Genomic DNA, 19634 nt, shown 5'->3' on the forward strand with positions numbered 1-19634 from the left:
CAGCATAACCGGAGGAGACTCCGGTTACCACCGACCCGGGCCCGCGACCCGGTCGAGCCGAGGAGGAACCGTGCCCGACCGACCGCTGCGCGCCGACGCGCTGCGCAACCGGCAGCGCCTGCTGGACGCCGCGGTGCAGGCGTTTTCCCAGGCGGGCGCGGAGGTAACGCTCGACCGCGTCGCCAAGGAGGCCGGGGTCGGGATCGGCACGCTCTACCGCCACTTCCCCAGCCGGGAAGCGCTCATCGAGGCGGCGTACCGCAACGAGCTGGAGAAGCTCTGCGACGCCGCGTCGACGCTGCTCGCCACCCGGCCCGCCGACGTGGCGCTGCGCACGTGGATGGACCGGTTCGTCGACTACCTCGCCACCAAGCGGGGCATGGCCGACGCCCTGCGGCTGGTCATCGCCTCCGGCGCCAACCCGTACGCGCAGAGCCGCGACCTGCTGCTGGCCGCGCTCGGCGAACTCCTCGCCGCCGGCGCGGCGGCCGGTGCCGTACGCGCCGACGTGGCCGCCGCCGACGTGCTCGCCAGCCTCAGCGGGGTGTCCCTGGTGGCCGGCGAGCCGGACCAGCGCGCCCAGGCCGGACGCCTGCTCGACCTGCTGATGGACGGCCTGCGCCACCGGACGGGCTGACCGAATCGGCCACCCGGCCCGACCTGCGCTGACAGACTCGGCCGGTGGGCTCGAACCGGTGGCGGGGACGCCTGGGGCCGGCGGTGCCGGTGGCCCCGGGCGCCCGCGTCGACCGGTTCGAGATCTTCTTCGACCTGGTCTTCGTCTTCTCGTTCTTCATCATCACCCGGGCCACCGCCCTGCAGGTGACCGGCGGGGCGCTGCTGCACGCGCTGCTGGTCCTCGCCGTGCTCTGGTGGTCGTGGGTGGTGCACAGCGTGGTCGCCACCCGGGTACGCCTCGGCGAAGGCTTCGTCCCGGTGCTCATGACAGTCGGCATGGCCGCGCTGTTCACGTTCGCGCTGTCGCTGCCGCAGGCGTTCCGGGACCCGACCGGCAACGCGGCCGGGCCGATGGTCGCGGCGCTCAGCTACACCGTCCTGCGGTTGATCCACCTGCTGCTGTACCGGCACGCGGTCCGGGACAGCCCGAACGAGCGCCGGCAACTCCTCCGGTTCGCCCCGGAACTGATCGGCAGCACCGCGCTGCTGCTGGTCGCCGCGCTGCTGCCGCCGAGGATCGACGACCTGTTCTCCGCGGCGGTGCTCCGCGACGTGCTGTGGGCGGTGGTCGTCCTGCTCCAGTACGGCACCGGCATCCTCGCCGGCACCTGGGGCTGGGGCGTCGCATCGGCCGAACACTGGACCGAGCGGTACGACCTGATCCTGATCATCGCGCTGGGCGAGTCCGTGATCTCGGTCGGCGTCGGCAGCAACCTGCTCGGCCAGCCGCCCACCTGGCCGGCCGTGACCGCGGCCGTGCTCGGCATCTTCTTCACCGCCGCGCTCTGGTGGGCGCACTACGACATGATCGGGCCGGCCGCCCGGATCGCGTTGCACGTCGCGCAGGACGGCCCCCGGGTGGCGATGGCCCGGGACGCGTACGCCTACCTGTTCCTGCCGATGATCGCGGGCATCATCCTGTTCGCGCTCGGCGCCGAGACGATAGTGCACGGCATCGCCGACCCGAACGTGCCGCCCAGCGAGCCGGGGCACGGGCCGAGCGTGCCGCTGCTGTTCGGCGGCGTGATCTGCTATCTCTGCGGCAACATGCTGTTCCAACTCCGTACCCTGCGCACGCTGAGCTGGACGCGGGTCGCGACGGCGTTGCTGCTCGGCCTGAGCATCCCGGTCGCGGAACGGGTGCCGGGGCTGGCCGCGCTGGGCATGCTCACCGCCATCACCGTGGGTATGGTGGCCGTCGAAGTGATCGTCTTCGACGAGGGCCGGCGGGCCCTGCGGAAGCTGGTCTTCGAGGAACGCGCCAGCCACGAGGCGCACGAGGCGGCCTGGCGGGCCCGCTGGCACGAACGGCCCGACGACCGCGACGAAGGCGAGTGAACCAGCGGCCCGCCGCCTCCGTGAAACCTGTCGGCCCCGCCGCGGGGCGCCACACCTGAGGGATACGGGGGCCACATGACCATCGACACCGTCCACGCCGGCGCGGCCGGCGCCTGGCAGCTCGGCGACCTGACCGTCAACCGGATGGGCCTGGGCGCGATGCGGCTGACCGCGAACGCCGACGGCAGCCCGAGCGACCGCGACCGGGCCGTCGCCGTGCTGCGCCGCGCCGTCGAGCTGGGCGTCAACCACATCGACACGGCCGCGTTCTACTTCTCGCCGCTGCGCTCGGCCAACGAGCTGATCAACCGGGCGCTGTGGCCGTACCCGGAGGATCTGGTCATCGTCACCAAGGTCGGGCCGGGCAAGGACCCGTCCGGGCAGTGGCTGCCGGCGGCCCGCCCGGACCAGCTGCGCGGGCAGGTGGAGGAGAACCTGCGCCAGCTCGGCCGCGACCACCTGGACGTGGTGAACCTGCGGGTGCACGGCCCGGAGCCGCTGTCCGAGCACTTCGGCGCGCTCGCCGAGCTGCGCGACGCCGGGCTGATCCGGCACCTCGGCGTCTCCGCCGTACGCCCCCACCAGGTCACCGAGGCGCGCGCCATCGCACCGGTGGTGTGCGTGCAGAACTCGTACGGCCTGGGCTACCGCCGTCAGCACGACGAGCTGATCCGCGACTGCGCCGCGCACGGCACCGCGTTCGTGCCGTTCTTCTCCCTCGTCACCAGCGGCCGGGAGGCCGGCGCGAGTGGCCAGGAGCACCCGGAGGTGCTGGCGGTGGCCCGGGAGCACGGCGTGACGGCGGCCCAGGTCCGGCTGGCGTGGACGCTGGCCCGCGGCCCGAACGTGCTGGCCATCCCCGGCACCGGCGACCCGGCGCACCTGGAGCAGAACGTCGCCGCCGCCGCGCTGCGCCTCTCCCCCGCCGACCTGGCCCGCCTCGACGCCGTGTGACACGTGTTAAGAAGGGGCCCTTTCACCTCGCCAGGCGTTAAGAAGGGGCCCTTCCTTACGGTCTGGGCGGCAGGAGCCGTCGACGCGCTCCTGCCCCGGCTGGCCGGAAAAGCGCTGGACTTCGAGCACACTCGAAAGTGAACACTGGGCGCATGACGACGACACGACGGCTGGGCCGCAGCGGCATCGAGGTCAGCGCGATCGGCATGGGCTGCTGGGCGATCGGCGGTCCGCTCTGGGACGGCACCCAACCGCTCGGCTGGGGCGAGGTGGACGACGACGAGTCGGTGCGTACCGTCCACCGGGCCCTGGAGCTGGGCGCGACGCTGTTCGACACCTCCAGCAACTACGGCGCCGGGCACAGCGAGCGGGTACTCGGGCGCGCGCTGGCGGGCCGCCGGGACCGCGCGGTCATCGCGACCAAGTTCGGCTATCCCACCGACGAGGAGACCCGCCAGGCGCTCGGCGAGGACGCCAGTCCCGAGTACGCGCGGCGCAGCCTGGAGGGTTCGCTGCGCCGGCTCGGCACCGACCACGTCGACCTCTACCAGCTCCACCTGGGCGGTCTGCCGGTGCCACGGGCGCTGGACCTCGTCGGCACGCTGGAGGACCTGGTCGCGGAGGGGAAGATCCGGGCGTACGGCTGGAGCACCGACGACCCCGCCTCGGCGCGCGCCTTCGCCGAGGCGGGACCGCACTGCGCGGCGATCCAGCACGACCAGTCGGTGCTGCGGGACAACGCCGCCATGCTCGCGGTGTGCGCGGAGTTCGACCTGGCGAGCCTCAATCGAGGGCCGCTGGCGATGGGCCTGCTCACCGCGAAGTACCAGGACGCGCCGACCGCCCGGGGCGGCGACGACGTGCGCGGTGTGGCACCGGAGTGGCTGGACTGGTTCACCGGCGGCGTACCGCGCGCCGAGTGGGCGCAGCGGGTGGCCCGGGTCCGTGCGGCGCTGACCGCCGACGGCCGCACGCTCGCCCAGGGCGCGCTGGGCTGGCTGCTCGCCCGCAGCCCGCACACGCTGCCGATTCCCGGCTGCCGGACCGTGGCGCAGGCCGAGGAGAACCTGGGAGCGCTGGCGTACGGGCCGCTGCCGCAGGCCGCGTTCGCCGAGGTGGAACGCCTGCTCGCCGACCTGCGCACCGCCCCGGCCGACGCCTGACCGCTCTGTCCCGCCGCGGGGGGGCCGCCTCAGAGGTGCCGGCGGACCTCCGCGGCGAACCGGGGCAGGCCGGTGCGTCCCAGCAGTACGAGCAGACCCGGTACGGTCGTCGGCTCCCTGCGGTAGGCGGCCGCCTGGCGGTGCAGGACGTCCAGTGTCTGCCCCGGGTAGAGGTCCAGCTGGTCGAGCAGGAAGTCGTCCGGGTGCATCGCCACGATGTCGAAGGACTTGAGCGACGCCTCGGGAAAATCACCGACGTTGAACGTGACCAGCACTTCCGCGTTCGCCCGGACGGCGGCAGCCAGCACGTGCCGGTCCTTGGGATCGTTGGACATGCCGTCGATGAGCGACTCGTACCCGCTGACCATGGCGTCCGGGAACGCCTCGGACATCTGGCCGATCCGGCGGTCGACCCGCTCCTCCGCGATGCCTCGTGCGATCAGGTTGCGTCGCAGCTCGTCAAGGACGTCCCTGGACCAGAGGGGCCGGTAGGCGGCGACCTCGGCCAGCCGCAGCAGGGTGTCGCAGAGATGCGCCGGGTAGAGGACGCAGGTGTCGAGAAAAGCCGGGAACGCCACTCAGGTCACGCTCATCTCGTCCTGCGCGGTGTGGCCGTCGCGTCGTACAGGCCGTCTTCCTCGGCTTCGGCGGTCATTCGGTCGAGCGTCCGGCGGCGTGCCTGCCGGGTCCGCTCCTGGTAGTCGAGAACGTCCCGGAGCATGACTCGCCGGTGACGGCCGCGCATCGTGTACGGCATCTCGCCCTCGGACAGCAACCGGACCAGCGTGGGCCGGGAGATGTTGAGCAGGTCTGCCGCCTCCTGGGTCGTCAGCATCGTGTTGTGCGGTGCGATGGAGATCGCAAGCCCTTCGGACAGTGCCGTCACCACGTCCCGCAGCACTCCGTACAACTCGTCGGGGATCTCGATCTCGGACCCGTCCGGCCCGACCAGCCTGGCCCGCGCACGACCGCTGGCGCTCCGCAGTTCGTGCACGAACCGGGCCAGCTCAGCCGGGTCGTCCGGAGGAAGGACGGTACGTTCACGCAGCGCGCTGCTCATGACCACAAGGGTATCGCTATTCGAAAAAAACGCAACGCGTTCAGCGCGCGTGACGGGTGGGCGTGACGAGTGAGTGATTTCGCTCCACGCATCCGAATAGCGCCGCGTACTCGAAGATGTGAGCATGCGGATCCTCATGGCCGGCGTGTCCGGCTTCCTCGGCACCCGACTGGTCGACTGCCTCACCGCGGACGGCCACCAGGTCACCCGCCTGGTCCGCCGCCCACCACGCACACCCGCCGAGCGCCAGTGGAACCCGTCCGCCGCGCAACTGGACCCGCAGTGCGTCGCCGAGGCGGACGCGGTGGTGAACCTGGCCGGGGCCGGGGTGGGCGACAAGCGCTGGAACGACGAGTACCGGAAGCTGATCCGGACCAGCCGCGTGGACAGCACCACCACGCTCGCCATCACGATCGCCGGTCTGCCCACCGCGGACCGGCCCGCGGTGCTGCTGAACTCCTCAGCGGTCGGCTGGTACGGCAACACCGGTGACCGCGCGGTCACCGAGGAGGCGCCGGCCGGTGAGGGGTTCCTCGCCGACGTCTGCCGGGTGTGGGAGGCCGCGACCCGGCCGGCCGAGGACGCGGGCGTACGGGTGGTGCGGCTGCGGACCGGACTGCCGCTGCACCGCGACGGCGGCCTGCTCAAGCCGCAGCTGCTGCCGTTCCGGCTCGGCGTCGGCGGCAAGCTGGGCAACGGGCGGCAGTGGCTGCCGTGGATCTCGATGCGGGACTGGCTGAACGCGGCGAAGTTCCTGCTCGACCGCGACGACGTGGCGGGCCCGGTCAACGTGGTCGGCCCGGCGCCGGTCACCAACGCCGAGTTCACCCGGGAACTCGCCCGTCAGCTGCACCGCCCCGCGATCATGCCGATCCCGGCGGTGGCGCTGAAGGTGGTGCTCGGCGGCTTCTCGCAGGAGGCGCTCACCAGCACCCGGGTGCTGCCGGGCGTACTCGACAAGTCCGGCTTTCCCTGGACGCATCCGGACCTGCCGGGCGCGCTGCGCGCCGCCCTCACGGAGTGAGCCCGCGAGGGCGGCGCGGCGTGGCCGTTCAGCAGCCGATCACCCAGTACGCGGGCCCGGTCTGCTTGAGCGTGCTCGTGTAGAAGGTGTTGTAGAGGCCCATCCGCTGCCCGCTGCCCAGCGCGTAGGCGTACCCGCCGGACTGGTAGGCCCGCCCGGCCACCACGTGCGCGTAGTTGCTGGCGGTGACGCAGACCGGCGCGCCGGTCGGCGATGGCGTGGGCGAGGGCGACGCGGTGGGCGTGGGTGACGCGGTCGCCGTCGGGGTCGGGCTCGGCGAGGCGCCGCCACCGCCGAGCCCGAAGAAGAGCGCGTCCCGGTACGTCGAACAGATGGTGTCCAGGAAGTACGCCCCGGCGGTGCCGCACTGGTCCGCACCGGTACCCGGGTCGACGGGGGTGCCGTGGCCCATGCCGGAGACCCGGTAGAGGCGGACCTGGTCGTTGCCGTAGACCTCCAGGCTCGTGCCGGACGGCAGCGTGGACGTGCTGGTCGGGGTGGTCGACAGGCCCAGCACGTTCGTCCACTGGTCCCGCGACTCGGCGGCGTTCGCGGTCGCCACAGTGGTGTCGCTGGTGCCGTGCCAGATCGCCACCCGGGGCCGCTTGCCGGTGTGGCCGGCGTACGCGCCGCGGACCAGGTCGCCCCACTGGGCCGGGGTCTTGTCCACACCCGGGTTCATGCAGCTGAACGCGGTGACGGTGCTGGTCGCGCAGCGGTACGGGATGCCGGCGATGATCGAGCCGCCGGCGAAGACGTCGGGGTAGGCGGCGAGCATGGCCGCGCTCATCGCGCCGCCGGCGGAGAGGCCGCTGACGTACACGCGGGCGCCGTCGGTGCCGTAGGTGGTCCTGGCGTAGTCGACCATCTGTTTGATCGACAGCGCCTCGCCCTGACCGCGGGCGGTGTCACCGGCCTCGAACCAGTTGAAGCAGGAGTTGGCGTTGTTGCCGCTGGGCTGCTGCGGCGCGATGAGCGTGAACTTCCACTGGTCGGCGTACTTCTGCCAGCCGGAGTTGGCGACGTAGGTCGAGGCGTTCTGCACGCACCCGTGCAGCAGCACCACGGCGGGCGCGCCGGCCGGCAGGCCGTCCGGGCGGTACGCGTACATGGTCAGGTTTCCGGGGTTGGAGCCGAAGCCGGTGACCTGGGTGAGCGTGGCGGCCTGGGCGGGGAGGGCGGCGACCAGCGCGGTGGCCGCGGCCAGCACGACCCCGGCCGCCGCCCCGGCGACGCGGGCGATGAGGGATGAGGAGCGGGGCACGGGAACCTCCCGATCGTGGAATGTGAACTGAGTCACCTCCGGGTTGCCGCGACGTTACGGCTGCGTTTCGTCACACCGGAATGGCCGCCGCTCACACATTCACGACCGCCGAAGTGTGCGGGTGAGTTTCGTGTCCGGGCGGTCTGCCCAGGTCCGGTTGGTAACGTCCGCTGCGTGCCGTCCTCCCCGTTCCTGGCCACCGGGCCGTCGATGACCCGCGTCCGTGACCGGCGGGCCGACCTGCTGGTGACGCTCGCCGCCCTGGCTCTGGCCTTCTGGGTCGCCAGCGGCATGTGGCGTGATCCGAACAGCCGTGCCATCACGGTCAACTCCAGCGACCAGGCGCTGTTCGAGTGGCTGCTGGCGTTCGGCGGGCACGCGCTCACCCACGGGGAGAACCCGCTCTACACCACGCTGATCAACGTCCCGGACGGGGTGAACCTCGCGGTGAACACCTCGATCACCGTGTACGCGGCGGTCTTCGCGCCGCTGACGTACCTGATCGGGCCGCCCGCGACGTTCCTGGTGATCCTCACGCTCAACCTCGCCGCCACCGCGGTGGCCTGGTACTGGCTGCTGAGCCGGTACCTGGTGCGCAGCCGGCTGGCCGCCGGTGTGGGGGCGCTGTTCATCGCCTTCTGCCCGGCGATGGTGTCGCACGCCAACGCGCACCTGAACTGGACCGCCGGCTGGCTGGTGCCGCTGCTGATCTGGGGCGTGTTCCGGCTGCGCCGCCCCGGCCGCGCGGTCACCGGCGGGATCGTGCTCGGGCTGCTGGTGGCGGCCGCGTTCTCGATCGCCGCCGAAGGGCTGTTCTTCACCGCGCTGGCGCTCGGCGTGTTCCTCGCCGTCTGGGCGCTGCACCCGGCCCGGTGGCCGGAGGTACGCGCCGCGCTGCCCCGGATGGCGGCCGGGCTCGGAGTCACCGCGCTCGTCGCCGGAGCGCTGCTGGCGTACCCGCTCTGGCTGCACTTCCTCGGGCCGCAGCGGTTCCACGGCACCGGCTTCGACCCGCTGATCCACTCCGAGGACATCGCCGCGTACGGGTCGTACCCGCGCCGGTCGCTGGCCGGCTGGGCCGGGTGGGGCACCTCGCTGGCGCCCAACCCGACGGAGGAGAACTCGTTCTTCGGCGTACCGCTGCTCGTGCTTGGTGTCGCCTGCTTCGCGCTGCTGTGGTGGCGCGCGGACCGGGCGTTCCGGGCCACCCTCGCGGCGCTCGGGGTGACCGCGGTGGTCTTCGCGGTGCTGTCGTGGGGGCCGACGGTGAAGTGGAACGGCCGCCGTTTCGACCAGACGCTGCCGTTCGGGGTGCTGGACAACCTGCCGGTGATCAACGCGGCGCTGCCGTCCCGGCTGGCCCTTGTCGTCGCGCCGGTGATCGGCCTGCTGCTGGCGTACGCGATCGACGCGCTGCGCGCCCGGCCGCCCCGGCGCCGCGCCGTCGGCGTGGCCTGGGCGCTCGGGTTCGTCGCCGCGCTGCTGCCGCTGGTGCCGACGCCACTGCTGACCAGCGTCCGCGAGCCGATCCCGGCGTTCATCACCAGTGGCGCCTGGCAGCGCTACGTCCCGCCCGACGGGGTGCTGACCCCGCTGCCGCTGACCGTCGACGTGTACCCGGACGGGCAGCGCTGGCAGGCGTACGCGCTGGCCCACCGGCAGGGTGAGTTCCGCATCCCGGCCGGGTTCTTCCTCGGCCCGGGCGGTCCGGAGGGCCGGGGCCGGATCGGGCCGGTGCCGCGCACCTTCGACTCACTGATGGACCAGGCCGGCCGGACCGGGCTGGTGCCGATCATCACCGACGGCAGCATCCGCGAGTCCCGGGCGGACCTGCGCCACTGGGGCGTGCGGGCGGTGGTGCTGCCGGACCGGGTGCACGGCGCGAAGTACGACGTCGACGAGGACGCGCTGCGGCGTACCGCCACCGCGCTGCTCGGCGAGCCGGAGCGGGTGGAGGACGTCTGGCTGTGGCGGGTGCCGGACTGACCGCCACCTCGGCCCGATGGCGACGAGGCTCACGGGTCCGGTTCCCGGGGGCGGGACTAGGCTGGACGGGTGAGCGTGACGACTTCCGGGCTGACCGCCGTCCGCGCCGGCCTGCTCGACTACCAGGCCGCCTGGGACGAGCAGCGCCGGCTGCACGAGGCGGTGGTGGCCGGCGAGCAGGGCGACACGGTGCTGCTGCTGGAGCACCCCAGCGTCTACACCGCCGGCAAGCGCACCGAGCCGTGGGACCGCCCGATGGACGGCACCCCGGTGGTGGACGTGGACCGCGGCGGGAAGATCACCTGGCACGGTCCGGGGCAGCTCGTCGGCTACCCGATCGTCCGGCTGCCCGACCCGGTCGACGTGGTCGCGTACGTCCGCCGCACCGAGCAGCTGCTGATCGACGTGTGCGCCGAGTTCGGGCTGGCCGCCGGCCGGGTCGAGGGGCGCTCCGGCGTGTGGGTGCCGGAGGACGACAGGGGCCCGGCCCGCAAGGTGGCCGCCATCGGCATCCGGGTGGCCCGCGGCGTCACGCTGCACGGCTTCTCCGTCAACTGCGACTGCGACCTGGGCTTCTTCGACCGGATCGTGCCCTGCGGCATCCGCGACGCCGGGGTCACCTCGCTGACCGCCGAGCTGGGCCGGCCGATTACCGTCGCCGACGTGCTGCCGGTGGTCGAGCGACACCTGCCGACGCTGACGCAGGTCTGAGCCCCGTGCGGCTCGACCTGGTCACGCTCGTCGTCGCCGAGTACGACCCGGCGATCGCGTTCTTCACCGAGGTGCTCGGGTTCGAGCTGGCCGAGGACAAGCCCTCGCTGACGAACGACGGCCGGCCCAAGCGCTGGGTGGTCGTACGCCCGCCGGGCGGTGGCACCGGCCTGCTGCTCGCCCGCGCCGACGGTGAGCACCAGGCCGGTGCGGTGGGCGACCAGACCCACGGCCGGGTGGGTTTCTTCCTCCAGGTCGACGACTTCGAGGCGGTGTACCGCCGGATGGCCGACGCGGGGGTCGAGTTCGTCCGGCCGCCCCGCACCGAGCCGTACGGCCGGGTCGCGGTCTTCCGCGACATCGCCGGCAACCCCTGGGACCTGCTCGGCCCGGCCTGACCGCCCGGTCCGGCCGATCGGCCCGGCCCGACCGCTCGGCGGCGCGGTGGCCGACCGGGCCGGATCGCCGTCCGCCCAGAACCGCCGCTCGCCCAGCCCCCACCCCGCCATCGGTCACGGTGAGTGACAACGCCGCGTCCGCGGCATGTGACCTCTCGCCGACTTTGCTCTGCAGCCAGATCCGCAACGATCACGCCCGGTCGACCGTTGCGCTCGTGGCTGCAGAGCAAAGGGCGCAGACACCCTTCCCTCCCTCCGGACGGCAGTCCGCCATAACCCCAGCTCAGCGCAATCCGCCGACGCCGAGGGCCTCTCGACCGCCCCGAAACAACCCTCACCGAGAGTGACCACTAGGCCGAGCGACCTCTCGTCACGCTCAGTGGCAGATCCGAACCGATTCCGGAGGTCGGCGGCGAGACCGCCGGCCCGATGCCGAGCCCGCGCCCGCCATCGGGGTCGGAACCGGGACCGGGACCGGCTAGGAGCGAGCCCGCCGCCGCGGACCGGCACGGAGCAAGCCGCGCGAGGGCGCAGCCGTCAGGGCGCGAGGCGGTGCAGGTCGCGCGGGAAGGCGGTCACCTCCCGGACGTTCGCCGCGCCCGTCAGCCGCGCGACGAACCGCTCCAGCCCGATCGCGAACCCGCCGTGCGGCGGCATGCCGTGCCGGAACGCGTCCACGTAACCGGCGTACGGCTCGACCGGCTCGCCGCGCGCCGCCAGCGCGGCCAGGTAGTCGGCGTGCCGGTGCAGCCGCTGCCCGCCGGTGACCAGCTCCACGCCGCGGAACAGCAGGTCGAAACCGTTCGAGTACGCGGGCCGCGCCGGGTCCGGGTGGGTGTAGAAGGGGCGCTTCGCCATCGGATAGCCGGTGACGAAGAGGAAGTCGCTGCCGTGCTCGCGGAGCGCCCACTCCCCCAGCGCCCGCTCGTGCGCCGGGGCCAGATCGGGTTCGGAAGGTGGCGCGCCGGCGATCGTCAACGCCTCGGTGAAGTGCACCGCCGGGATCTCGGCCGGTACCTCCGGCGCCGTCACGCCGAGCGTGGCCAGCGCGCCGTCCGCCCGGTCGGCGACTGTCGCCACCATCCCGGCCAGGGTGTCCCGCAGCACCGCCATCACGTCCCGGTGGTCGGCCACGAACCCCAGCTCGACGTCGAGCGACGTGTACTGGGCCAGGTGCCGTGCGGTGTCGTGCGGCTCGGCGCGGAACACCGGCCCGACCTCGTACACCCGCTCGAAGACGCCCACCATGAGCTGCTTGTAGAACTGCGGCGACTGGGCCAGGTAGGCGGGACGGCCGAACCAGTCCAGCGCGAACACGTTCGCCCCGCTCTCGGTGGACGAGGCGACCACCTTCGGCGTGTGCACCTCGACGAAGCCCTGCCCGTCGAGCGTGGCCCGGAAGCCGGACACGGCCGCCGCCGAGATCCGCAGCGCGGCGGATCGGCTCGGGTGCCGCAGCGCGACCGGCGCGTGGTCGAGCTGGGTGGACAGGCCGGCCGTCAGCACCGGCCGGTACAGGTCGAACGGGGGCGGGACGGCGGGCGGCCCGAGCGGACGTACCGTCGGCTCGACGACCTCGACCCCGGCGGGCGCGGCCGGGTTCGCGACCACCGTGCCGACCACCTCGACGACCGTCTCCTCGGTGAGCGCCTCGACCTGCGCGCGCACGGCGGGCGCGGTGACCACCACCTGGGCGAGCCCGCCGCCGTCGCGGAGGACCAGGAAGGCCACCGACTTGAGCAGCCGGCGGCGGTGGACCCAGCCGGCGAGCCGCACGGTGGCGCCCACATGGGCGGGGAGTTGAGAGGACAGGATGCGTTGCACGACGACTACCTCCTTGACCAATCGCAACGCGATCCCCAGGGAGGTGTGGGCGAGCGGGAACCTCGCGGTGCCACCACACCTTCGCCCCCGCCGGGGCGGGAGCCTCGTTCGTCGCCTTTTCACCGGGGCCGGCCGGGCGGGCTCTACTGGGCGCACAGGCGCTGTTCTTCCCGCAGCTCGGGAGGGTCTTCACGGCCCGGCGCCAGACCGCCTCGCAGCAACCGGCGGCTCTCTCGACTGGCGGATCGGTCCGTTACTCGGCTCCGTCACAGCTCTGCCCGGCACGCTAGCACCGGGCGCCTCGCGGTGTGACCGGGATTTTTGGCCCTTCGTGTCCGGTGTCACAGCGATTCCGGGGTGACGGCGGTCGCCCGCCGTTCATCGACCGGCGCCGACCGGCGTACGCTCGGTTTTGTGACGATCGAGCAATCCGCGCCGACGACTGAGCAGCCCGCGCGCCCCGCGACGGTCGCCCCGGAGGGGCGGCGCATGCTGCGGATCGAGGCACGCAACGCCGAGACGCCGATCGAGCGCAAGCCGCCGTGGATCAAGGTCAAGGCCAAGATGGGCCCGGAGTACACCCAGTTGCGCGGGCTCGTCTCGCGCGAGGGGCTGCACACCGTGTGCCAGGAGGCCGGCTGCCCCAACATCTACGAGTGCTGGGAGGACCGGGAGGCCACCTTCCTCATCGGTGGTGACCAGTGCACCCGGCGCTGCGACTTCTGTCAGATCGACACCGGAAAGCCGGCCGAGTTCGACGCCGACGAGCCGCGGCGCGTCGCCGAGTCGGTCGCCGCGATGGGTCTGCGTTACGCGACCATCACCGGTGTCGCCCGCGACGACCTGCCCGACGGTGGTGCCTGGCTGTACGCCGAGACGGTCCGGCAGATCCACGCGCTGCAGTCCGGCTGCGGTGTCGAGCTGCTGATCCCCGACTTCAACGCCGTACCGGAGCAGCTCGCCGAGGTGTTCGGCTCGCGGCCGGAGGTGCTGGCGCACAACGTGGAGACGGTGCCGCGCATCTTCAAGCGGATCCGCCCGGCGTTCCGCTACGAGCGTTCGCTCGACGTGATCCGCCAGGCCCGCGCCGACGGCCTGGTCACCAAGAGCAACCTGATCCTGGGCATGGGCGAGGAGCGCGCCGAGGTGTCCCAGGCGCTGCGCGACCTGCACGAGGCGGGCTGTGAGCTGATCACCATCACGCAGTACCTGCGCCCCTCCCCCCGGCACCACCCGGTCACCCGCTGGGTCAAGCCGGAGGAGTTCGTCGAGCTGCGCGAGGAGGCCGAGGAGATCGGCTTCGCGGGCGTGATGAGCGGCCCGCTGGTCCGTTCGTCGTACCGCGCGGGCCGCCTCTACCAGCAGGCGCTCGACGCCCGCCGGGAGGTCGTCGCCGCCGGCTGAGGCCGGCCGTCGACCGCGTCACCCGCCGCCGGCCGCCCGCCGGATGCCATGATCACAGGCATGACCGCCGGGGTACGCGAGGAGCCACGCGAGACCGTGCGCTCCCGTACGCCCCGGCGGCTGCCGTTACCGACGCTGCTCGCCGTGCTCGTCGGGTTCGCCGCTGTGGGCTACCGGCTGGCGCTGCTGTTCGCCGACGTGCCGCCCACCAACAGCGACGAGGCGACGATGGGGCTGGCCGCCCTGCACATCGCCCGGGGCGACGGCTTCCCGGTGTGGTTCTACGGCCAGGCGTACATGGGCACGTTGGAGGCGTACCTGGCCGCGCCGCTGATCGCGCTGGCCGGACCGTCGGTGCTCGTGCTGCGGCTGCCCACGCTGGCCCTGTACGCGTTGTTCCTGCTGCTGTCCTGGCGACTGACCCGGCGGCTCGGCGGTGACCGCTGGTACGCCCTGCTGGTCGTCGCCGTGCTGGCGCTCGGCGCGGATCGGGTGGTGAAGAACCAGCTGATCGCCGGTGGCGGTTATCCGGAGCTGAACCCGGCCGGCGCGGCGCTGGCGCTGCTCACCGTCGGGCTCTGCGTGACCGGGCCGGGTGCGCGGCTGCCCCGCTGGGCGGCCTGGGGACTGATCGCCGGGGTGCTGCTCTGGGTGGACCCGCTGATCCTGCCGTACGTGCTGACGCTCGGCGCGCTGCTCGTGGCGTGGCGCTGGCGGGAACTGGCCGGGCGGGCCGGCGTGGTGCTGGCCGGGGCGCTGCTGCTGGGTACCGCGCCGATGCTCGTGGACAGCCTTCGGCACGGCCGCAACCCGGTGAGCGCGGTGCTGGCAGCGGGCGGTACGGGCGCTGCCGCGGACTGGGCGGATCGACTGCACGGCGGGCTGGTGCTCGGGCCGCCGCTGGCGATGGGCTTCTGCTCGCCCGGCCGGTGCGCCACCTGGCAGCTCTGGTGGGCGCTCGCGTTCCCGGTGCTGCTGGCGCTGGCCGCGTTCACCGCGTGGCACACCCTGCGACGAACCTGGGGCGGTCCACGCTCGGTGGAGCGGGTGTCGGCCGGGGTGCGGCTGGCGCTGCTCGGCGGCGCGGCCGGGGTCCTCGCCGCGTACGCGGTCAGCAACGCGGCCGGGCGGACGCCGATCGAGAGCAGCCGGTACCTGTCGTGCCTGGCGGTGGCGGTGCCCGCCCTGCTCTGGCCACTGTGGCAGGCCGCCCGCCCACTCGCCGAGGTGGAGTCGATCAAGGCGACCGGCCGGCGGGCGGCCTGGGCTAGGGCCCGGGTGGCGGGTGTCGGGGCGGTGGCGGTGCTCGCAGGTGTGCTCGGAACCGGCGCGGCGACCACAGTGGAGGTGATCCGGGCGGCCCCGGCCGTGCACGCCGAGGCGGACCGGCACCGCTCGCTCGTGGACACGCTCGGCGCGCTCGGCGTCCGGCACGTGCGCGGCGGCTACTGGACGTGCAACCGGCTCACCTACGCCACCGGCGAGAACGTGCTCTGCGCCGTGGTCGAGGACGATCTGCGCCCCGGATTCGACCGGCTGCCCGCGTACCGGCGGGAGGTGGCCGCCGACCCGGAGGCCGCCTGGGTGGCGCTCGCCGGCTCGCCGCTGGCCGCCCGGCTGGACGCGCGCCTCGGCCCCGAACCGGGCGCGCTCGACGTCGTCACGGTCGCCGGCTGGCGGATCTACCTGCCACGCCGCTGACGCAGGCCCGGTGGCGGGTCGAGCAGACCGAGGCGGTGGGCCAGCGCGGCGGCCTCCACCCGGTTGGTCACGTCCAGCTTGGCGATGATCCGGGACACGTGCACGCTCGCCGTCTTCGGCGAGATGAACAGCCGCTCGGCGATGCGGCTGTTGCTGTGCCCCTCGGCCACCAGCCGCAGCACCTCCCGTTCCCGGCTGGTCAGCAGGTCCGGCCCGGGTCGCCCGGTGCCGCGCAGCCCGACCCGGCGGGCCAGCGTCGCCGCCTGCTCGCCCAGCGGGGTGGCGCCCAGCCGGGCGGCCACCTCGACCGTCTCCCGTACCGCGGCGGCCACGTCGTCCCGCTCGCCCGCCGCGGCGGCCGCCTCGGCCAGCCCGAGCAGCGCCCGGCCCAGCGGGTACGGCTGCCCGGCCGTCCGCCACGCCGCCACCGCCGCCCGCCACTGCGCGAGCGCCCCGGCGGGACCGGTGGGCGCGAGCCCGGCCAGGACGGCGGTGACGTGCGCCGCGTACGCCTGTTCGGCCGGGTGCCGGGCGGGCAGCGCGGCGGCCCTCGTGGACACGTCGGCGGCGAGCGTCGCGTCACCGGTCAGCGCGGCGGTACGCGCCACCGCGCCGAGCACCGGCCAGCCCTCGCGCGGCAGGTCGGCCAGGTGCGGGTCGGCCAGGGCGGCGCGCGCCGCGCGTACCGCTTCCAGCTTGTCGTCGACGGCGAGCGCGGCCTCCACGCGCAGCTCGTGCAGCGGCAGCCGGTGGTTGGGCCACAGGTAGGGGCGGCTGAGGAACGCCAGCGCCCGCCCGACGACCTCGTCGGCGGCGGGGTGGGCGCGGGCCAGGTGCAGCCCGGCGCGCAGTTGCAGCCAGTGCAGACCGGAGACGCCCGGCGGGTCGATGCGGGCCGCCTCGGCGCAGGTGGCGTCCGCCTCGTCCCAGCGGCCCAGCGCGATCAGCGCCTCGGCCCGGTTCGACAGCAGGTACGCCCCGATCGAGCGGCTGATGCCGACCCGGCGCGCCTCGGTCACCCCGGCCGCGGCCGCCTGCTCGGACTCGTCGTAGCGGCCCAGCTCGTAGAGCACGTCGGAGAGGAAGACCAGCGCGCTGACCAGGGCCCACGAGTCACCGGCGGCACGGGCCCGCGCCTCGACCCGGCGCAGCTCGGCCAACCCGCGCTCCGGCGTGCCGTCGAGGCGGTGCAGCAGGGCGATCCGGGTGGGCAGCAGCACCAGGTCGGTGCCGACCTCGGACGCGCCGGCCGCGGCTTCGGCGGCCACCGTGGCGGCCTCGCGCGGGTCGACCTTCATCAGGTGCGACGCGATGTCGGCCAGCACGGCGAACCGTTCCGGGCCGTCGGGGGCGCCGGCCGCCAGCCGGTACGCCTCGCGCAGCTCGGCCGCGCCGTCGCTCTTGCCGAGCAGCGCGAACAGCCGGCCCCGGTGGTCGAGCAGGCGGGCGGCGCGCAGCGGTTCGGCGTCGGAGTCGACCTCGGCCAGCGCGGCCCGGGTGAGCGTGAGCGCCCGGCTGAGGTCACCGGCGGTGACCGCGGCGGTGAGCGTGTCCTCCAGTACCCGCAGGTGGTCCATGCCGAGCCGGTCGGCGGCGTCGGGCACCTGCTCCCACAGTTCGAGGACGCGCTCCAGCAGGCGGCTCTGCTCGGCGTACGCGTACCGTTCGGCGGCTGCCTCGGCGGCGACCCGGGCGGCGGTGAGCGCGCGCGGGTGGTCGTGCGCCGCGTACCAGTGGTGGGCGATCTCGGCCGGCGCGCGACCGGCGGCGACCAGGTGGGGTTGGGCCTCGATCGCGGCGGCGTACCGGGCGTGCAGCCGGGCGTGCTCGCCGGGCAGCAGGTCGTCGTGCACCGCCTCGCGGACCAGCGCGTGCCGGAACTCGTAGTCGCCGTCCGGGTCGGCCACCACGAGCTGACCGGCGACGGCGGCGCGCAGCGCGTCCTCCAGTTCGGCCTCGGGCAGGCCGGCCACCTCGGCGAGCAGCTGGTGGGCGAAGCGGGTGCCGCCGGCGGCGGCGATCCGCAGCACCCGCTGGGCCGGCTCGGGCAGCCGGTCGACGCGGGCCAGCAGCAGGTCGCGCAGCGTCTCCGGGATGGTGGCGCAGCCGACCGGGCCACCGGCGGCGGCCAGCTCCTCGATGAAGAACGGGTTGCCCTGGGTGCGTTCGTGCACGTCGTCCACGGTCCGGGCGAACTGCTCGACACCGAGCAGGTCGGCGAGCACGGCGGCGGTGCCGTCGCGGTCGAGGCGGCCCAGCTCGATCCGGTCCACGCCGCGGACCCGGTCCAGCTCGGCGAGGAACGGCCGCAGCGGGTGCCCGCGGTGCAGCTCGTCGGTGCGGTACGTGCAGACCACCAGCAGGCGGGTGGCGCGGGCGGCCCGCACCAGGAAGCCGATCAGGTCGCGGGTGGAGCGGTCGGCCCAGTGCAGGTCCTCGATCACCAGCACCAGCGGGCGTTCCTCGGCGATGCGCCGGAACAGGTCGGCGACCAGGTCGAACAGGTAGCCGCGCGGGGTGTCGGCGAGGGCCGGCCCGGCGGGCGCGGCGACGCCTGCGGGCATCCGGGCCAGCTCCGGCAGCAGCCGGGCGAACTCCGCCTCGTAGCCGGCGAACGCGGCCGGCCCGTCGTGGCGCAGCACGTCGCGCAGCGCGGCCGCGAACGGGGCGAACGGCAGGCCGGCCTCGCCCAGTTCCAGGCACTGGCCGACCAGCAGCCGCGCCCCGGCGGTGTGGACGTGCGTGCCGAACTCCTCCAGCAGCCGGGTCTTGCCGACCCCGGCCTCGCCGCCGACGAGCACGGTCGTCGGGTCGCCGGAGCGTGCCCGGGCCAGCGCGTCGCCGAGCACTGTCAGCTCGGGCCGGCGGCCGACGAGGACGGTGCTGGCGGCGCGTACTGTCACGCCGTCGAGCATGCCACGGCCCCCCGACGGCCTCGCCTGGCCGATCGGGCGGTCGGTGGCCGCCGGCCCGGCCGCCCCCGTGACGGCCGGACCGGCGACGACCGCCGGCGCGGTCACCGGCGGGCGTCGGTGATGCGGGCGTGGTGCTGTCGGCGGCTCAGCCAGCCGCGCGGGTGCCGTCGGGGCAGCGACCGGGCCAACCGGTCCTGCGCCGCGTCGGCCTGCAGCTCGGAGGCGTGGCTGCGGTGGATGCTGAGGATGAACTCCGCGTCGTTGCCGAACATGTCGGATCTCCCTGTCGTGGGTCTGTCGTCGCTGTCGAGATCCACTTTTCGCGCGAAGGTGCCCCGGGCACATGGGTACGCCGCCTGATCTTTGCCCCCGCCGCCTCCTTACCTGAGGGCCGACGAGGGGCCGCGCGGCCGTAAGGTACTCAGCCCGCTCCGGAAGAGGCGGCCACGGATCAACGTGACGTGCGCCGACCACTAGACTCTGCGGCATGGCAAAGCCCCAGGAGAAGGTCTCGTTCGGCCAGCGGCTGAAGCAGATCGGGATGGTGTTCCGGTTCACCGCCAAGCAGGACAAGTGGTTCGCGCCGCTGACGGCGGCGGCGGTGCTGATCCCGCTCGCGCTCACCGTGGTCGCGGTGATCGCCTGGGGCTGGATCTGGTTGCCGATCGGCATCCTGCTCGCCCTGCTGGCCGTGCTGATCGTGCTCAACCTGCGCTCCAACAAGGCGATGATGAACGCCGCGGAGGGGCAGCCGGGCGCGGCGGCGCAGATCATGGAGAGCATGCGCGGCGACTGGCGGGTCACCCCGGCGGTCAGTTCCACCACGCAGATGGACATGGTGCACCTGGTGGTGGGCCGCCAGGGCGTGATCCTGCTGGCCGAGGGGAACCCGCAGCGTGTGCGTGGCCTGCTCGGCCAGGAGAAGCGCCGGCTGGCGAAGGTGATCGGCACGGCGCCGCTGCACGACTACGTGATCGGGCAGGGCGAGGGTGAGCTGCCGGTCCGCAAGCTGCGGATGACGCTGATGCGGCTGCCCCGCGCCCTGTCCCCGAAGGACGTCAACGCGCTCGACAAGCGGCTCAAGGCGCTGACCGCGCGGCCGCAGATGCCCAAGGGCGCGGTCCCGAAGAACATGCGGCCGCCGCGTGGCGCGTTCCGGCAGACCCGGGGTCGCTGACCTTCGGCGTACGCGAGAAGGAGCCGGTCCCGTGCGG

General features: G+C 73.8%; 17 protein-coding genes. 11 read left to right on the top strand and 6 right to left on the bottom strand.

What is annotated here, in order from left to right:
• Positions 1-70: 70 nt before the first annotated feature.
• The 4 genes from DQE82_RS10605 (at position 71) to DQE82_RS10620 (ending at position 4133) form a co-directional block, all read left to right on the top strand.
• Positions 71-637 (top strand): TetR/AcrR family transcriptional regulator, encoded by a 567-nt coding sequence (locus DQE82_RS10605; RefSeq protein ID WP_064448297.1) that lies wholly within the window; start codon positions 71-73, stop codon positions 635-637.
• A gap of 44 nt (positions 638-681) precedes the next feature.
• Positions 682-2016, top strand: coding sequence for a low temperature requirement protein A (locus tag DQE82_RS10610; RefSeq protein WP_043329334.1), 1335 nt, complete (start codon positions 682-684; stop codon positions 2014-2016).
• A gap of 75 nt (positions 2017-2091) precedes the next feature.
• Positions 2092-2970, top strand: coding sequence for an oxidoreductase (locus DQE82_RS10615; RefSeq protein ID WP_113972557.1), 879 nt, complete (start codon positions 2092-2094; stop codon positions 2968-2970).
• 152 nt (positions 2971-3122) lie between these two features.
• Complete coding sequence (locus DQE82_RS10620) at positions 3123-4133, top strand: aldo/keto reductase (RefSeq protein ID WP_113972558.1); 1011 nt, start codon at positions 3123-3125, stop codon at positions 4131-4133.
• A gap of 29 nt (positions 4134-4162) precedes the next feature.
• Here the strand turns inward: DQE82_RS10620 and DQE82_RS10625 are convergent, their stop codons facing one another.
• Both DQE82_RS10625 and DQE82_RS10630 read right to left on the bottom strand, forming a co-directional pair.
• Entirely contained in the window at positions 4163-4711 is a 549-nt protein-coding gene (locus DQE82_RS10625) for a PIN domain-containing protein (RefSeq protein ID WP_043329330.1), read from the bottom strand.
• 11 nt (positions 4712-4722) lie between these two features.
• Positions 4723-5193 (bottom strand): helix-turn-helix domain-containing protein, encoded by a 471-nt coding sequence (locus tag DQE82_RS10630; RefSeq protein ID WP_113972726.1) that lies wholly within the window; start codon positions 5191-5193, stop codon positions 4723-4725.
• Positions 5194-5317: 124 nt separating this feature from the next.
• On the opposite strand from DQE82_RS10630, the gene DQE82_RS10635 reads away from it, so the two are divergent.
• Positions 5318-6217, top strand: coding sequence for a TIGR01777 family oxidoreductase (locus DQE82_RS10635; RefSeq protein ID WP_113972559.1), 900 nt, complete (start codon positions 5318-5320; stop codon positions 6215-6217).
• A gap of 28 nt (positions 6218-6245) precedes the next feature.
• Here the strand turns inward: DQE82_RS10635 and DQE82_RS10640 are convergent, their stop codons facing one another.
• A complete protein-coding gene (locus tag DQE82_RS10640) occupies positions 6246-7481 on the bottom strand; it encodes a PHB depolymerase family esterase (RefSeq protein ID WP_113972560.1) in 1236 nt (411 codons plus the stop codon).
• Positions 7482-7691: 210 nt separating this feature from the next.
• Here DQE82_RS10640 and DQE82_RS10645 point away from each other — a divergent pair, with 210 nt between their 5' ends.
• The 3 genes from DQE82_RS10645 (at position 7692) to DQE82_RS10655 (ending at position 10576) form a co-directional block, all read left to right on the top strand.
• Positions 7692-9467, top strand: coding sequence for a DUF2079 domain-containing protein (locus tag DQE82_RS10645; protein ID WP_370446791.1), 1776 nt, complete (start codon positions 7692-7694; stop codon positions 9465-9467).
• Positions 9468-9536: 69 nt separating this feature from the next.
• Positions 9537-10178, top strand: coding sequence for a lipoyl(octanoyl) transferase LipB (gene lipB / locus DQE82_RS10650; protein ID WP_043329324.1), 642 nt, complete (start codon positions 9537-9539; stop codon positions 10176-10178).
• A 5-nt stretch (positions 10179-10183) separates the two neighbouring features.
• Positions 10184-10576, top strand: a complete 393-nt coding sequence (locus tag DQE82_RS10655) for a VOC family protein (protein WP_113972562.1) — start codon at positions 10184-10186, stop codon at positions 10574-10576.
• Between the two features lie 537 nt (positions 10577-11113).
• On the opposite strand, the gene aspS is transcribed toward DQE82_RS10655, so the two are convergent.
• Positions 11114-12400: an aspartate--tRNA(Asn) ligase gene (gene aspS, locus DQE82_RS10660; RefSeq protein ID WP_113972563.1), complete on the bottom strand. Its 1287-nt coding sequence runs from the start codon at positions 12398-12400 to the stop codon at positions 11114-11116.
• A 357-nt stretch (positions 12401-12757) separates the two neighbouring features.
• On the opposite strand from aspS, the gene lipA reads away from it, so the two are divergent.
• Together lipA and DQE82_RS10670 are read left to right on the top strand one after the other, a co-directional pair.
• A complete protein-coding gene (lipA, locus tag DQE82_RS10665) occupies positions 12758-13804 on the top strand; it encodes a lipoyl synthase (protein ID WP_166456624.1) in 1047 nt (348 codons plus the stop codon).
• Between the two features lie 60 nt (positions 13805-13864).
• The gene (locus DQE82_RS10670; RefSeq protein ID WP_233514633.1) at positions 13865-15505 is read left to right on the top strand and encodes a DUF423 domain-containing protein; all 1641 of its coding nucleotides are present in this window, start codon (positions 13865-13867) and stop codon (positions 15503-15505) included.
• Here the strand turns inward: DQE82_RS10670 and DQE82_RS10675 are convergent.
• Together DQE82_RS10675 and DQE82_RS30800 are read right to left on the bottom strand one after the other, a co-directional pair.
• Positions 15487-18408, bottom strand: a complete 2922-nt coding sequence (locus DQE82_RS10675) for an AAA family ATPase (protein WP_233514634.1) — start codon at positions 18406-18408, stop codon at positions 15487-15489. The two genes, DQE82_RS10670 and DQE82_RS10675, sit on opposite strands and share 19 nt — an antisense overlap.
• A 113-nt stretch (positions 18409-18521) precedes the next feature.
• Positions 18522-18692 (bottom strand): hypothetical protein, encoded by a 171-nt coding sequence (locus DQE82_RS30800; protein ID WP_166456627.1) that lies wholly within the window; start codon positions 18690-18692, stop codon positions 18522-18524.
• A 215-nt stretch (positions 18693-18907) separates the two neighbouring features.
• On the opposite strand from DQE82_RS30800, the gene DQE82_RS10680 reads away from it, so the two are divergent.
• Positions 18908-19597, top strand: coding sequence for a DUF4191 domain-containing protein (locus DQE82_RS10680; RefSeq protein WP_043329318.1), 690 nt, complete (start codon positions 18908-18910; stop codon positions 19595-19597).
• Positions 19598-19634: the final 37 nt, after the last annotated feature.

The sequence above is a fragment of the Micromonospora sp. LHW51205 genome, from assembly GCF_003315815.1.
Taxonomy (GTDB): Bacteria; Actinomycetota; Actinomycetes; order Mycobacteriales; family Micromonosporaceae; genus Micromonospora; species Micromonospora chalcea.

Coding starts and splice junctions, on each gene's coding strand:
- DQE82_RS10615 (WP_113972557.1), top strand. CDS start 2,092: ATGACCATCGACACCGTCCACGCCGGCGCGGCCGGCGCCTGGCAGCTC.
- DQE82_RS10620 (WP_113972558.1), top strand. CDS start 3,123: ATGACGACGACACGACGGCTGGGCCGCAGCGGCATCGAGGTCAGCGCG.
- DQE82_RS10630 (WP_113972726.1), bottom strand. CDS start 5,193: ATGAGCAGCGCGCTGCGTGAACGTACCGTCCTTCCTCCGGACGACCCG.
- DQE82_RS10635 (WP_113972559.1), top strand. CDS start 5,318: ATGCGGATCCTCATGGCCGGCGTGTCCGGCTTCCTCGGCACCCGACTG.
- DQE82_RS10645 (WP_370446791.1), top strand. CDS start 7,692: ATGACCCGCGTCCGTGACCGGCGGGCCGACCTGCTGGTGACGCTCGCC.
- DQE82_RS10670 (WP_233514633.1), top strand. CDS start 13,865: ATGACCGCCGGGGTACGCGAGGAGCCACGCGAGACCGTGCGCTCCCGT.
- DQE82_RS30800 (WP_166456627.1), bottom strand. CDS start 18,692: ATGTTCGGCAACGACGCGGAGTTCATCCTCAGCATCCACCGCAGCCAC.
- DQE82_RS10680 (WP_043329318.1), top strand. CDS start 18,908: ATGGCAAAGCCCCAGGAGAAGGTCTCGTTCGGCCAGCGGCTGAAGCAG.